General features: G+C 62.8%; 12 protein-coding genes and 1 tRNA gene. 7 read left to right on the forward strand and 6 right to left on the reverse strand.

The genetic code is table 11. The features are described from left to right. Positions 1–68: 68 nt before the first annotated feature. Positions 69–1,532 (forward strand): betaine-aldehyde dehydrogenase, encoded by a 1,464-nt coding sequence (betB, locus tag LB569_RS20080; protein WP_224693803.1) that lies wholly within the window; start codon positions 69–71, stop codon positions 1,530–1,532. A 6-nt stretch (positions 1,533–1,538) separates the two neighbouring features. Here the strand turns inward: betB and LB569_RS20085 are convergent, their stop codons facing one another. Together LB569_RS20085 and LB569_RS20090 are read right to left on the reverse strand one after the other, a co-directional pair. Further along, positions 1,539–3,773: a mannose-1-phosphate guanylyltransferase/mannose-6-phosphate isomerase gene (locus LB569_RS20085; RefSeq protein ID WP_224693804.1), complete on the reverse strand. Its 2,235-nt coding sequence runs from the start codon at positions 3,771–3,773 to the stop codon at positions 1,539–1,541. Between the two features lie 10 nt (positions 3,774–3,783). Then, the gene (locus tag LB569_RS20090) at positions 3,784–5,304 is read right to left on the reverse strand and encodes a phosphomannomutase/phosphoglucomutase (protein ID WP_224693805.1); all 1,521 of its coding nucleotides are present in this window, start codon (positions 5,302–5,304) and stop codon (positions 3,784–3,786) included. A gap of 200 nt (positions 5,305–5,504) precedes the next feature. On the opposite strand from LB569_RS20090, the gene LB569_RS20095 reads away from it, so the two are divergent. Both LB569_RS20095 and LB569_RS20100 read left to right on the forward strand, forming a co-directional pair. Further along, positions 5,505–5,581, forward strand: a tRNA-Pro gene (locus LB569_RS20095). A gap of 980 nt (positions 5,582–6,561) precedes the next feature. Next, a complete protein-coding gene (locus LB569_RS20100) occupies positions 6,562–7,173 on the forward strand; it encodes a class I SAM-dependent methyltransferase (protein ID WP_224693806.1) in 612 nt (203 codons plus the stop codon). Between the two features lie 527 nt (positions 7,174–7,700). On the opposite strand, the gene LB569_RS20105 is transcribed toward LB569_RS20100, so the two are convergent. Continuing rightward, on the reverse strand, positions 7,701–7,814 hold the full coding sequence (locus LB569_RS20105) for a putative RiPP precursor (RefSeq protein ID WP_224693807.1): 114 nt from the start codon (positions 7,812–7,814) through the stop codon (positions 7,701–7,703). A 639-nt stretch (positions 7,815–8,453) separates the two neighbouring features. On the opposite strand from LB569_RS20105, the gene LB569_RS20110 reads away from it, so the two are divergent. The 4 genes from LB569_RS20110 (at position 8,454) to LB569_RS20125 (ending at position 10,517) form a co-directional block, all read left to right on the forward strand. After that, complete coding sequence (locus LB569_RS20110) at positions 8,454–8,759, forward strand: hypothetical protein (protein WP_224693808.1); 306 nt, start codon at positions 8,454–8,456, stop codon at positions 8,757–8,759. Positions 8,760–9,252: 493 nt separating this feature from the next. Then, positions 9,253–9,549, forward strand: a complete 297-nt coding sequence (locus LB569_RS20115; RefSeq protein ID WP_318013131.1) for a hypothetical protein — start codon at positions 9,253–9,255, stop codon at positions 9,547–9,549. Between the two features lies 1 nt (position 9,550). Further along, positions 9,551–9,991 (forward strand): hypothetical protein, encoded by a 441-nt coding sequence (locus LB569_RS20120; RefSeq protein ID WP_224693809.1) that lies wholly within the window; start codon positions 9,551–9,553, stop codon positions 9,989–9,991. Between the two features lie 181 nt (positions 9,992–10,172). Beyond that, positions 10,173–10,517 carry a hypothetical protein gene (locus LB569_RS20125; protein ID WP_224693810.1) on the forward strand — a complete coding sequence of 115 codons (345 nt, stop codon included), beginning with the start codon at positions 10,173–10,175 and terminating at the stop codon, positions 10,515–10,517. 25 nt (positions 10,518–10,542) lie between these two features. On the opposite strand, the gene LB569_RS20130 is transcribed toward LB569_RS20125, so the two are convergent. Genes LB569_RS20130 through LB569_RS20140 form a run of 3 tightly spaced genes read right to left on the reverse strand, consistent with a single transcriptional unit; the run spans position 10,543 to position 14,231 of the window. Beyond that, complete coding sequence (locus LB569_RS20130; RefSeq protein ID WP_224693811.1) at positions 10,543–12,162, reverse strand: ABC transporter ATP-binding protein; 1,620 nt, start codon at positions 12,160–12,162, stop codon at positions 10,543–10,545. A 31-nt stretch (positions 12,163–12,193) separates the two neighbouring features. Then, on the reverse strand, positions 12,194–13,315 hold the full coding sequence (locus LB569_RS20135) for an ABC transporter permease (protein ID WP_224693812.1): 1,122 nt from the start codon (positions 13,313–13,315) through the stop codon (positions 12,194–12,196). Then, the gene (locus LB569_RS20140; RefSeq protein WP_224693813.1) at positions 13,308–14,231 is read right to left on the reverse strand and encodes an ABC transporter permease subunit; all 924 of its coding nucleotides are present in this window, start codon (positions 14,229–14,231) and stop codon (positions 13,308–13,310) included. The genes LB569_RS20135 and LB569_RS20140 overlap by 8 nt, the downstream gene beginning before the upstream one ends. Positions 14,232–14,392 lie beyond the last annotated feature (161 nt).

Here is a 14,392-nt window from a genome sequence, read left to right on the forward strand (position 1 = left end):
AGCGAGCCGCCCGACAGCCGCGCACCAATAGCTGACGCGCGGGGGCGAAATGATTTGGAGACTTCCCGATGCGCGCCCAGCCCACGGCTTCGCACTATGTCAACGGACGCTATATCGAGGACGAAGGCGGCGCGCCGCTGCCGGTGATCTATCCGGCGACCGGCGAGACTATCGCCATGCTGCGTTCGGCGACGCCGAACGTGCTGGAACTCGCCATCGAGGCCGCACGCGCCGCACAGCCGGCCTGGGCGCGGCTGAAGCCGGTCGAGCGCGGCCGCATCCTGCGCCGAGCCGCCGACATCTTGCGCGCCCGCAACGCCGACCTTGCCCGCATCGAGACGCTGGACACCGGCAAGGCGATCCAGGAGACGCTGGTGGCTGACGCGCCTTCCGCCGCCGATTGCCTCGAATATTTCGCCGGCGCGGTCGCCGTCTTCAATGGCGAAGCGGTCGACCTCGGCGGACCCTTCGCCTATACGCGCCGCGAGGCGCTTGGCGTCTGCGTCGGCATCGGCGCCTGGAACTATCCGATCCAGATCGCCGGCTGGAAATCGGCGCCGGCGCTCGCCATGGGCAACGCCATGGTGTTCAAGCCATCGGAAAACACGCCGCTTTCGGCGCTGGCCCTGGCGGAGATCTACTCGGAGGCCGGCCTGCCCGACGGGCTGTTCAACGTCGTGCAGGGCTATGGCGATGTCGGCGCGGGGCTTGTCGGGCATGATGTCGTCGCCAAGGTCTCGGTGACCGGCTCTGTGCCGACCGGGCGCAAGGTGCTGTCGCTCGCCGGCTCCAGGATGAAGCACGCAACGATGGAACTCGGCGGCAAGTCGCCGCTGATCGTCTTCGACGATGCCGATCTCGAAAATGCCATTGGCGGCGCCATGCTCGGCAATTTCTATTCGAGCGGCCAGATCTGTTCCAACGGCACGCGCGTCTTCGTCCAGAGCGGCATTCACGACCGCTTTGTCGAGCGGCTGATCGAGCGAACCAAGAAAATCCGCATCGGCGATCCGCTCGACCCGGAAACGCAGATGGGCCCACTGGTCAACAAGGCGCAGCAAGACAAGGTCGTCGGCTATATCGAGGCCGGCAAGCAGGATGGAGCCACGCTCGCCTGTGGCGGCAATGTGCCGTCGCTGCAAGGCTTCCAGGGCGGCTTTTTCGTCGAGCCGACGGTGTTCACCGGCGTCACCGATACGATGCGCATCGCTCGCGAGGAGATTTTCGGTCCGGTCATGAGCGTGCTGAAATTCAACGGCGAGGACGAGGTGATAGATCGCGCCAACGACACCGAGTTCGGTCTTGCCGCGGGCGTGTTCACGCGCGACCTGCCTCGCGCCCACCGCGTCATTGCCGAGCTGCAGGCCGGAACCTGCTGGATCAACGCCTACAATCTGACGCCTGTGGAGATCCCCTTCGGCGGCGTCAAGCAGTCCGGCATCGGCCGCGAGAACTCGCTGGCCGCGCTGGCGCTCTATTCGCAGCTGAAGTCGGTCTACGTCGAGACCGGGGACGTCGCCAGTCCGTACTGATCCTGCCTACTTGTCCGCCGTCCCGTCCAGATACTGGGTCAGCGCGCAGACGAGGTGGTAGAAGATGCTCGCCGGCACGTCCGATGCCAGCGAGCGGCCGCGCTCGTCGATGCGGTCGATCCACAGACCCAGTGGCGCCGGGTCGATGTGCCAGCGGAACAGCCGGCCGACGCGGGCCTCGATCTCCGGCTTGAGATCAGGGCCGCCGGAGCCGTCGAGCGCGATCGCCGCCTTGAGCGCTTCGGCCTGAGGCCAGCTGCGCGATATAAGGTCGAGCGGCAGGCCCTGCCGTGACACGGCCCCGTAGGCAAGGCCGGTGGCGCGGTTGAGGCCATTGGCGATGGCCGAGGCATAGAGTTTTCGGGCAAAGACGCTGAGCTCGGCCTGGCCGCTGCGACCGGCGAAATCGACCAGCAGCGAAGCCCATTCGAAATGGTGGCCGGGTTCGGTCCAGTTCCCCTTCTCCCCCAGGACCGGTTTCCATTCGGCATCGAAATACTCGCCGAGCGTCCAGCTGTCAGGGTCGAAGAAATGGCTGCGGAAGAGATCGATGATGCGTGCCGCGCGACGCAGATGCGCCCGCTCGCCGGTCGCCTGGTGCCAGGCCAAAAAAGCTTCTAGCAGATGCATGTGCGGGTTGGAGCGCCGCTCGCCCGCCCCGTCCGACGTTTCGAGGAAGCCGGTCAAGCGGCTGTCCTCCAGATGCGCATCGAGGAAGGCGAAAGTCTCTTCGCCGAGCCGCAAGGCGTCGGGATTGCCCGACATGTGCGCATGCGCCAACGCCAGCAGAATGCAGGAATGATCGTAGGCGTCCTCGACCGGGTCGGCGACGGAACCGTCGACATTCAGCGTGCGCACCCAACCGCCCCGTTCGGTGCGGCCCTGCCCCGCCATGAAGTCGATGCCATGCGCGATCAGTCGGTCGGCCGGGCCGGTCCAGCCGCGCGCCTTGGCCACCGCGAAAGCATAGACCTGCCTGGCCTGGGTGCGCATGCGCTTGGGTTTCACGAGCGGCTTGGTGTCGAAACCCAGCACCTCATGGAAGCCGCCATTGCGCTCATCCACGCCTGATGTCGACCACAGCGGCAAGGTCTCCTGGAATAGCCAGTGATGCACACGCCGCCGCCAGGCGCCGCTTTCGATGACGCGGTCATGCGCCGGCGTGAATCGGGTTTCCAGCCGTCCGGATTTTTCGAGCTGTTCGACGATTTTCTTGACGTGCTGGCTGTGGCTGACCGGGGCAACGAAAGTGGCATCCGCCGTCGAGACGATGGCAACGTCCTTCATGCCGATCGCCGACAGCAGGCGGCCGTCGCTGCGGATATAGGAATTCTCGCAATCGATGGCGACGACATCGCCGACGACGACATTGCCCTGGTCGTCGGCGGGACCGACATCGAGGAGCGATTGCCAGGAGCCGAGATCATTCCAGCGGAAACCGGCCGGCACCATGGCTATGTCTTTTGCCCGTTCCATGATGGCGTAGTCGATCGAGTTCGACGGGATGGCCGTGTAGAGATCCAGCGGCATATAGAGGCCGGAGAGATCCGATGTCGCCGCCTTGTAGGCCGCTTCGGTCGTGCGCCAGATATCGGGCTGGAACGCAGCGAACGCGTCGCGCATGGCGCCGGCCCGAAACAGGAAGATGCCGGTGTTCCAATAGAAATTTCCCGCCTTGAGATAATCATTTGCCGTCTCGAGGTCGGGCTTCTCGACGAAGCGCGAAACGTCTGATACCCCGTCCTTCTCGGCCGAGACCTCGATATAGCCGTAACCGGTTTCGGGCTGGGTCGGCTTGATGCCGAACACCACCAGGCGGCCGGCGCGCGCCGCCTGCGATCCCGCTTCGATACTTTGCCAGAATTGCCCCGCCGTCGCTATTTCATGGTCGGAAGGCACCACCAGCACTAGGCTGTCGCCGAATTCCGACAGGGTGCGCAGCGTCGCCAGTGCGACGGCTGCGGCGGTGTTGCGTCCCGCGGGCTCGAACAGCGGGCCGCCGCCGGCAAGATCGAGACCGGCCAGGTCGGCATGGACACGCTCGGCGTGACGCTCCGAAGCGATCAGGAAGATCGGCGTCTCGCCAGCAGGTCTGGCCGCCAGGCGGCGCAAGGTCTTGGCCAGCATCGAGCCGTCACCCGACAGATCGTGGAACTGCTTGGGATTGTCCTCGCGCGATAGCGGCCACAGCCGCGAGCCGACGCCGCCGCTCATGACAAAACTGACGATCCGCTGGCTCATGGATATCCCGTCAAAAAGTCTGGTTGTAGGCGCCGACCTCCGGGCTGCGGCGCAACACGGCGTCGACGGCCTCGAACATCTGCCGACGCCGGTTGGACGATACCGGGCTCTCCACCACCACGACAAGTTCCGGCTTGTTGGACGAGGCGCGAACCAAACCCCAGGTGCCGTCCTCGGCAACGACGCGGACGCCGTTCACGGTGACGAGCGCGGCGATTTTTTGGCCGGCGAACTCCACGCTTTCGCGCTGCATCGCCTGAAAATCGGCGACCACCCTTTCGACGACGCCGTATTTCAAATCGTCGGGGCAATGCGGCGACATGGTGGGAGTGCCGAAGGTGAGCGGCAGGGCGCGGTAGAGATCGGCCATCGAACGGCCTGGACTGCGGTCCAGCATCTGGCAGATGGCGATTGCCGTGACCAACCCGTCGTCATAACCGCGCCCGATCGGCGGATTGAAGAAGAAGTGCCCGGATTTTTCGAAGCCGGCGACCGCGCCGAGTTCGGCAACGCGGCGCTTGATGTAGGAATGGCCTGTTTTCCAATAGTCGGTAACGGCGCCATTGGCGCGCAGCACCGCATCGGTGTTGAACAGTCCAGTCGACTTGACGTCGACGACGAAGGTCGACCCCGGATGCAGCCGAGAAATATCCCGCGCGAGCATGACGCCGACCTTGTCGGCAAAGATCTCGTTGCCTTCATTGTCGACGACGCCGCAGCGGTCGCCGTCGCCATCGAAGCCCAGGCCGACATTGGCCCCTGTCTCCAGAACCTTGTCCCTGATGGCGTGCAGCATCCGCATGTCTTCCGGGTTGGGATTGTAGCGCGGGAAGGTGTGGTCGAGTTCGACATCGAGCGGGACCACGTCGCAGCCGATGCGCCGCAAGGCTTCCGGGGCAAAAGCACCAGCAGTGCCATTGCCGCAGGCGACGACCACTTTGAGCTTTCGCATGACGCGTTTGCCCTCGGTCAGGTCATCGAGATAGGTGGCGCGAAAATCGCGGACGAATTCATAGGATCCGCCGCCTGTAAGATCGAAATCGCCGGCGAGCACGATCGCCTTCAGCGCGCTCATCTCCTCGGGCCCGAAGGTCAGCGGCCGCGCCGCGCCCATCTTGACCCCGGTCCAGCCATTCTCGTTGTGCGAGGCGGTGACCATGGCGACCGACTGCGTCTCCAGCGCGAACTGGGCGAAATAGGCCATCGGGGACAGCGCCAAGCCGATGTCCTTCACCCGTGCGCCGGCCGCCATCAGTCCGGACACCAGCGCCAGCTTGATGCCAAGCGAATAGGACCGGAAATCATGCCCGGTAACGATGTCGGGTCCGGCGCCGAGACGCCGGATCAGCGTGCCGAGGCCCATGCCAAGCGCCTGGACGCCGATCAGGTTGAGTTCCGGCGGCACCGCCGACCCGGGATGGCCGAACCACCAGCGCGCATCATATTCGCGAAAACCGGATGCCTTGATCAGCGCCGCGGTTTCGAACTCGAAGCTGTTGGGCAAGGCTTCGCCAACGATTTTTGGGGGCAAGATTTGAGAGCTCCAGGCGGCGCAAATACGATCTATCGAGGCAGCGGCTTAGCACACAAGGCTTTAGGCCGCGTTTATCCCAGGTTGGAAAACCAAGCTTTGCGGCAATGCCCGACGAAAGCGGGCGAAATGCGACAGAAGTGCTGCCATTGCCGCTTGCAGGAATGAGGTGTGGCGGCTATAAGCCCGCCGTCTGGTCACGGAGTGTAGCGCAGCCTGGTAGCGCACCTCGTTCGGGACGAGGGGGTCGCAGGTTCAAATCCTGCCACTCCGACCAGCCAAGTCAAATACTTAGGTATTTGCTTCTCCCGATACCCCTCGGATTTCCCCACAGTACCTAATGAGGCGAGCTTGATCCTGGTCTCCAAGATCCCTTCTTGTCTCAGCGTAATGCGGGGCTAGATGCTCTCGCCGATCGAAGCTGACCGCCATAGCTCTGCCAGTGGCCAATTTCACGATAGCCGCCGTAAGGGCCTCGTCGGTATCGGGGCAACTGGGCGCGCGTGCGCGAAGCTCCTCAATAGTCTGACCAATGGAAATAATGTCGCCGTCGCGCCAGTCAGGAAGAACAGCGCAAATCAGCTCTTGCGTAGTGAGGCCAGGCGGAAGGACGCGCTTCATACTGCCCATGGGAACCCTCCCTGACGAATAAGCCGACGCCAAGGATAATACGATTAATTCAGGCCAGGCGAGTCGGACTGAAGTCTTGCCGCGAGAATGATGCCACAAGGTTGGTGGCTATCGATTCTCCAGCCGCCGGAGGGCGGCCTGCGCGGATTTCAGATGTTCGATTAAGCTCTCGAGCAAGCGCTCGTCTTGTTCCGTCGGGCGCCCTTTTTTGCCAAACGTCCTATTGCCGGTAAATCTCACGGGCGACCAAGCAATGTACGCCCTGCGTGGCGAGAGAGTGAATCTACCGAGCCATCGCGTTGACGGCCGCCCTCATCTGCCTTGTGGCGGGCCTGTGGGTCGCCTGGCCGGCGCGGTAGCTCTCAGGCACTGCGTCGGCCTCCTTCACTCCGCTTTTGATCGTGGCCGGATCGTGTTTGGAGAGCCGCCTGCAATCGTGCGGCGGCCAGGAGAATGCTGTCCGGTATCGGTTCGGGAGGAGCGACCTTTTCCATAGGTTGTATAACAAATGTTAGTCCCAATTGTTCCGGATCGGACGATGTGAAAAGCCCGCTGGCCAGGGCCAGCGGCTCACGGTTGCTCACAGCCTGCGAACCGCCGTATGATTGGCAAGGGTTGGGAAATGAGATGGCGCCAAGGTTCATAGCAAAACAGCTTTCTTGGCCGGCCGGTGTCGCCGGCTGGCTCATCCGCGCTGGCATGAACCGGGGCAACGCCCGGCTGAACAGCTACGCTCTCGATCAATTGCAGCTGGTTCCTGAGGATCGAGTGCTGGAAGTCGGTTTCGGCGGCGGTCCGGCAGTGCCGCGCCTTGTCGGTGGCGCCGCATTCGTCTGCGGTGTTGATCGCTCCCCCGACGTGGTGAGCGCCGCCACTCGGCGGTTTGCCGTTGCGGTGCGCGCCCGACGCGCCGAGTTTCACGTCGGGACGGTTGAAAAGCTGCCCTTGCCGGATGCGACATTCGACAAAGCCCTCAGCGTCCACACAGTTTACTTCTGGCAAAGCCTGAAAGCCGGATCCGCTGAGTTGGCACGCGTTCTCAGGCCTGGCGGGCGGATCGTTTTGGGCTTCCTTCCCAAGGCGCACATGGACCGGATGAACATGCCAGCAGATATCTTCACCCCACGTGAACCGGACGAGATCATAGCTGCTCTGGAAGGTGTGGGGTTCAGCGGGACGGAGGTTCGAAAACCGAGCTCGGAGACGGCATGGGCCGTTGCGACAGGTATACGAAACTGAGCTGTGGCGTGCGGAACAAGTGGCGGCACAAAAGCCCGCGGGCACGCGCCAGCGGGCTTTGATGGTATTATGCTGAACCCTTAGCCGGTGGGGCCTGAAGGCGGAGAAAGTGTTAGGGCGACAACGCTTGACAGCTTCTCGCGCTTGGTGAGTTCCGGCTTCTGATAGATCTTCTTCATCGCTCAGCTCACTCTTTGATTGAATTCGATATAGGGGCCAGCTGGGCTGCGATGCTGCCTAAACATTCGCGCTTCAGCAGTTCTGGCTTCACATATGTCTTCTTCATGGGAATCCCCCGGTTGCCCCTCAAGGGCAGAAACTGCCGTGCAGGCCCGACCATTGTCAAGCCAACGAAAAGCCCGCCACTGAGGGGACGGTGGCGGGCTTTCTTTGAAAGCTGTTCGAACAACTCTCCCGCGCCTCTATCCGGGGCGCTGGAGAATGAACTTGAGCGGACGGAATGGGTTCCCGACGGAAGCAAAAAAACCGCCGGGATGAGCCAGCTGGCTTCGTCCGTCACACCAAGATCAGTCGATCTCTGGGAGAGATGGCGGCGGCGGTAGCGATGCACCGGGCCCGGCCGTCACAAATGAAAGTCGTTCGCGCTTGATCAGCGCTGGCTTCTCATAGATCTTCTTCACAGTGTGCTCCTCGCTTTACCCTGGCGGAAATTGCTTGCACTTTCGGAGCTTGTCAACCGCCTCCGACCACAAGTTCGGGCGCTAGCCAAAAACGGACGCCAAGAATAGCAGGACCACCATCCGGTCGGGATGAGGGGTCGCAGGTTCAAATCCTGCCGCTCCGACCATAAGAACAATGCTCTTGAGCAGAGGCCGCCGCGAAGTCACATCGTGTCGGTCAAGTTGCGGTGGTTCGCCGCGGCCGCTTTGCAGGCGCCTAGCGCAGGCCGAAAAAGCTCAATACCGCTATGACGACGACCACCGCTCCCACGAGCCAAATGATGTTGTTCATAATCTTACTCCTTGTTGCCCGGTGAAGCCCGCGCCTCTGGCGGAGGACGCGGGCCGACCAGCCTTTGCCTGCTGATCTTCAGCGGACACCAAACCGTGATGTCTGCCGCGGGAAGAACTGTTAGGCTGGCCTAATGTTCCGCCGTCCATGCAGACAGCGAGGCGGGAGACCCGCTCTTCCCAATCCTTGCGGCACGACAGCCAGCCTTTCGATTGCCTGCGCCCCGGCTGCCTCCGCCCCCGGAACCAAAGAGATCAGCAGCAGTTGTACCCGACGAAGGGCTAATGAAAGCATGTGGAGAACTTGCAATGAAAACAATGGTCATGTGCGCTTTGGCGCTTTCGATGGGATTGCCCGCGTTGGCTTCGGCAGCCGAGGCCGACGTCGTCATCAGGACCCACCATCGGCACCACCACAACGTCAGGGTCATCAATGAGGAAGGCCAGCGCCTGCATCACCGTCACCACGGGACCGTCGCGTTCTACGACCATGGCCGCCGGCATCATTATCGGCATCATCATTATCGGCATCATCGGGGTGCCGTGGTCGTGACTGGTTCCGTCTCCACCCATCGTCACCACCACCCGGTCGTGATTGAAAACGGCGGTTACTGATTGTCATCTGGTGGCCCGGCATCATGCCTGGCCACCTTTTCCCCTAGCATGCACGTTCCACGCGAATGCTTTGGCGTTATTGGCCGCAGCTAAAACACCCCTCCCATCATGGAAAAAGTCGGCGCGAGCGCTTCTCGGCTTCATGCGTTCGTGTTGACCGACGCTAGCGTGGGGTCGCGGCAAAAAATCAGGGTTCGCCCCGCCACCTGGAGCAGCGGGCGAACCCTTTCGGCGCAGGAAGGGACTGGGCGGCGCCGATGGGCAAGGAAATCAGCCGAGGACTATTCCGGCCACCATGAAAGTGATGGCCATCGCGAAGATCGGTGCGAGCAACCAGCGCGCCTGACCAACACTCTTCTCCATCGGCTTCCTCCCACAAATCGCAGAGGACCAACGACGGCGGACAGCACGTGTTCCGAGCTCCGTTCCTGGCAAGACCATTGCGTTTGAGCGTCAGACCTAGGTCCTAGGCCCATCGGACCGAAGCCCAGCCTTGGAACGATCGTCGGCGCTGCAGGTTTGGCTGGCTGGCGTGGGATATCCGAACAAAGCGAAGATGATGATGATCACAATCTCCAACCGTGACGATGCAATTTCCCATGCCTTACGGCTGCGTGTGGCCGACCTCAGGAGCAAGATGCGGGAGGCGCGGATCACCGAGGGCGACATCAAGATCTTCCAAAAGGTCGCGGCCGTGATGGAAGACGATCAAGGCCGAATTGATGGCGACGATCTGATCGCCGCATCCTTCGTTATCGACACGCTGACTGACAAACCACGCCCTGAGTGACATGCCGAAGATCAGCAGGCTTTTTGAGTCCCATGCCGAAGCGGCGCGGGTCGCCGGCGACCTCTTCGCGGCCGGGGTTCCCCGCGTACAGATCGCTGTCATCGGGCCCTACCGGGACGAGATCGGTGTCCTGAAGTCTCCTTGTGTCATCCTTGGTGCCGCCGCCGGGCTGTTGGCGTGCCTGGGCGCTTATGCGATTTACGACATCCATTCTTTCCCAATTGGCCTATCGGCAATGGCCCTGGCCGTGGGGTTCTGCGGCTGCGTGCTGGGTGGCTCGCTCGGAGCCTGGGTCGCGACCACCGGAAGGCCCGACGACCGGAGCCTCGACGAAGGGGTTGTCCTGGTGACGGCCGATGTCGATGACAACGCGACCGACATTGCCCAGATGGTGCTCGGCGGTGGCGCCCCCATGACCGAATTGGCCGCCGAAGCAGCGTAAGACTTTCCGATTACACTCCGGGCCGATTACACTCCGGGCCGATTACACTCCGGGCCGATGACATTCCGGGCCGACAACCAGTGCGGCACGCGAGCACTGGCCGGCCGGACAGACTTTGACGAAACGGGCATCGGCGCTAGGTTGATCGATGAGCCGGCAAGACGGCGAACCGGACGCGGACATGAATTTGATCTCAACGGCAGGCTCGGCACCGGTTCTTCTGGCTGTGATGTTTCTGGTTGGCGGATGCGCAACGATCGGCGGAACGGCCGATCCGGCCAAATACCAGAGCATGAGTTGTACCGAACTCAACAGTGCCGTGGGAACCAGCGCCCGCGACATCTCGCAAACCGCGGTCACCCGCGGCAAGGTCGCCAACACCAGCGTGCCGCGCTGGCTGCTTGGCGGATCGCGCGTCAAGGCCGCTGTCGCCAACCGCGAAACGGCCAGGATCGACCGGTTGAAGCAACAACAGGATGCCCTTTTCGCGGCCCGCGCACGCAAGTGCTCCAACTCAGCGGGCTGACGCTTGCTTCACCTCCAGCGGCTCGTCACGCGCTCAATCGAAACCGCGTTACGTCGATCGCGGCATTCATCAGCGTCTGCGTGTAAGGCGCCTGCGGGTTGCTGAAGATGGCCTCGGTCGGCCCCTCCTCGACGATCTTGCCTTGCTTCATGACGATGATGTAGTCGGCCATGGCGCGCACCACGGCGAGGTCGTGGCTGATGAACAGGTAAGACAGTTCGTGATCGGCCTGGAGCTTGCGCAGCAGTTCCACGATCTGTTTCTGCACCGACCGGTCGAGCGCCGAGGTTGGCTCGTCCAACACGACCATCTTGGGCTTCAGGATCATGGCGCGGGCAATGGCGATGCGTTGCCGTTGTCCGCCGGAGAATTCGTGCGGGTAGCGGTTGCGGGCGTTGGGGTCGAGGCCGACTTCACGCAAGGCTTCGACCGCGCGCTGGTCGCGCTGCTTGCCAGAAAGGTTGGGCTCATGCACCAGCAGCCCTTCGGTGATGACCTGGCCAACCGTCATGCGTGGTGACAGCGAGCCGAACGGATCCTGAAAGACGAGTTGCATCTGGCGCCGCAGCGGCCGCATCTCCCGCCGGTCGGCGGTGGAGATATCGCGATCGCCGAAGCGAATGAGCCCATCGCTCGGTAATAGCCGCAGCAAGGCGCGGCCGAGCGTCGATTTGCCCGAGCCGGATTCGCCGACGATGCCGATGGTCTGGTTGCGCTGCAGCCGGATCGAGATGTGGTCGACGGCTCGCAGCATCATCGGTTCGCCGGCCAGAAACCCGCCGCCGATCCTGAACGTGACTTCGACATTCCTGCCTTCGAGAACCACGGGCGCATTGGCCGGCGGCGGCGCCTTGGTTCCGGTTGGCTCGGCCGCCAGCAGCATCTTGGTGTAGGCATGCCGCGGATTGGCGAAAATGGCTTCCGCCTCGCCTTCCTCGACGACCTCGCCCTGGCGCATGACATAAACCCGGTCGGCGAAGCGGCGGACGATGCCGAGGTCGTGGGTGATGAAGACGATCGCCATGCCGAGCTTGCGCTGCAATTCGGCCAAAAGCGTCAGGATCTGCGCCTGGATGGTCACGTCGAGCGCCGTCGTCGGTTCGTCGGCGATCAGGATGTCGGGATCGTTGGCGAGCGCCATGGCGATCATCACGCGCTGACGCTGGCCGCCCGACATTTCGTGCGGATAGGATTTCATCCGCCGTTCCGGGTCGGGAATATGGACGAGCCGCAGCAGCTTGAGTGCCTCCTCATGCGCTTTGGCCGCACTCAGGCCGCGATGCCGGCGGATCGGCTCGATCAACTGGTTGCCGATCGAATAGAGCGGATCGAGCGAGGTCATCGGTTCCTGGAAGATCATGCTGATCTTGCGGCCGCGGACCTTGTTCAGCTCGGATTTGCTCAAGGTGAGCAGGTTGCGGCCGCGATAGTCGACATGGCCCGACGCTTCGCCGTTGGAGGCCAGCAAGCTCATCGCTGCCATCATCGTCTGGCTCTTGCCCGAGCCGGATTCGCCGACCACGGCAACGGTTTCGCCCGCGTTCACATGGATGTTGATGCCCTTGACCGCTTCGACCGCGCCGTCGAGCGTGCGGAAGCGGACGCGCAGATCCTTGACGCTGAGGATCGTTTCGGGAGTGGCCATGTCAGCGATCCCCATTTTATCGATCCCCATTTTATCGATCCCTTGGGTCAAGCGCGTCGCGCAGGCCGTCGCCGACGAAGTTCAGGGCAAACAGCGTCGAGACCAGGAAGAAGGCGGGGAACAGGAGCAGCCAGTTGGCGGTGCCGATGTTCTTGGCGCCGACGGAGATCAGCACGCCCCAGCTGGTCATCGGCTCCTGGATGCCGAGGCCGAGGAACGACAGGAAGCTCTCCAGGATGATGACCTGCGGTACCAGCAGCGTCATGTAGATCACCACCGGGCCAAGCAGGTTGGGGATGACATGGCGGATCAGGATGCCGCGCTGGCCGATGCCCATGGCTTCCGCCGCCTGGACATATTCCTGGCGGCGGATCGACAGCGCCTGGCCGCGCACGATGCGGGCCATGTCGAGCCATAGCACGGCGCCGACCGCCAGGAACATCAGAACGAAATTGCGGCCGAAGAACACCACCAGCATGATGACGAAGAAGATGAACGGCAAGGAATAGAGTACGTCGACGATGCGCATCATCACCTCGTCGACCTTGCCGCCGGAAAAGCCTGCGGCGGCGCCATAGATCACGCCAATCACCACCGCAACGATGCCGGCGAGCAAGCCGATGGCCAGCGAGATGCGCCCGGCCATCAGCGTGCGCGACAAGAGATCACGGCCGGTGTTGTCGGTGCCGAACAGGAAATACTGCTGTTTGACCGACGCGCTCATCGTCACTTCGAGGCCGTCGGGCGACTTGTTCTCGATCTTGGTGTCGTCGAAGGCATCAGAACGGTCGAGGTAGCGGATGTTGCGGTCGTCGATCGGCTTGGTCGACTTGACCGTGACGAACACCTGGCTCCCCTCCTGGTGCCACTCCTTGATGTCGACCCGCATGCGTTTGATCGCCTCGGTGAGCGCCGTCTCGATCATGTCGGGCTTCGGATAGGCCGACAGGCTTGGCGGCATGCGCACATAGTCGGCATAGATGGTCGTGTATTGATGCGGAACGAACCAGGGACCAAAGACGCTGACGACACCGATCAGAACGAGGTAGTAGAGGCTGAACATGGCGGCGCGGTTAGCCTTGAGGCGCTCCCACGCATCGCCCCAGAGCGAACGGCCGATGACGACGGGAGCCGTGGCAGCGATGTCAGTCATAGCGCACCCTCGGGTCGACGACCGCGTACATGACGTCGACGATCAGGTTGAAGACGATGGTGAAGATGGCGATCACCACCACCGTTCCCATGACCAGCGTGTAGTCGCGGTTGAGCGCGGCATCGACGAAGTAACGGCCGACGCCCGGAATGGAGAAGATCGTCTCGACGATGACAGAACCCGTCAGCAGCGCCGCCGCCGCCGGACCGGTGAAGGAGACGATGGGCAGGATGGCGCCGCGCAGCGCGTGCTTGACCACAACCGACCAGTCGGAGAGGCCAAGCGCGCGCGCGGTGCGGATATGATGGGACCGCAGCGATTCGATCATGGAGCCGCGCATGAGGCGGGCGACGATGGCGATCTGCGGCAAGGCAAGCGTCAGCACCGGACCGACCTTGTTGATAAAGGCGCCGTCGCCCCAGCCGCCAATCGGCAGCAGCCTCCAGGTCAGCCCGAACAGGAGCTGGATCACCGGCGCGATGACGAAGGTGGGGATGGTGCTGCCGGCGGTCGCCAAGGCGATCACCGTATAGTCGCCAAGCTTGTTCTGGTTGAGCGCGGCGATGGTGCCGAGCACGCTGCCGAGCAGCAGGGCCAGGATCAGCGCCGAGGCACCGAGCTGGACGGAAATCGGCAGGCCCTTGGCAAACAGTTCGGTGACGGTGAAATCCGGCATGTTGTAGCTCGGGCCGAAATTGCCGCGCAGCAGATTGCCGAGATAGTGGACATATTGCAGCCAGAGCGGATCGTTGAGGCCGAACTGGGCTTCGAGGTTCGCCTTGATCTCGGGGCTAAGCCCCCGCTCCTGGTTGAACGGGCCGCCCGGCGCGACGCGCATCAGGAAGAACGCCACCGTCACGATGACGAACAGCGTCGGGATGGCGGTCAAAAGCCGCCGGAATACATATCGCAGCATCGGTGCCCCGCTTGATCCGGAGCCTGCACGCCCAATTGGACTGACATGCTCCAGCCTTCAAATCTTCGCACCGGATGTTCCGAAAATTCGATTCCGCTTCCCGGGCCGATGCGACGGCAAACCAGTGCCGGGGGGGGGGGGGGGGGGGGGGGGGGGGGGGG

Origin of the sequence: Mesorhizobium sp. BH1-1-4 (genome assembly GCF_020165665.1) — a bacterium.
GTDB lineage: Bacteria > Pseudomonadota > Alphaproteobacteria > Rhizobiales > Rhizobiaceae > Mesorhizobium.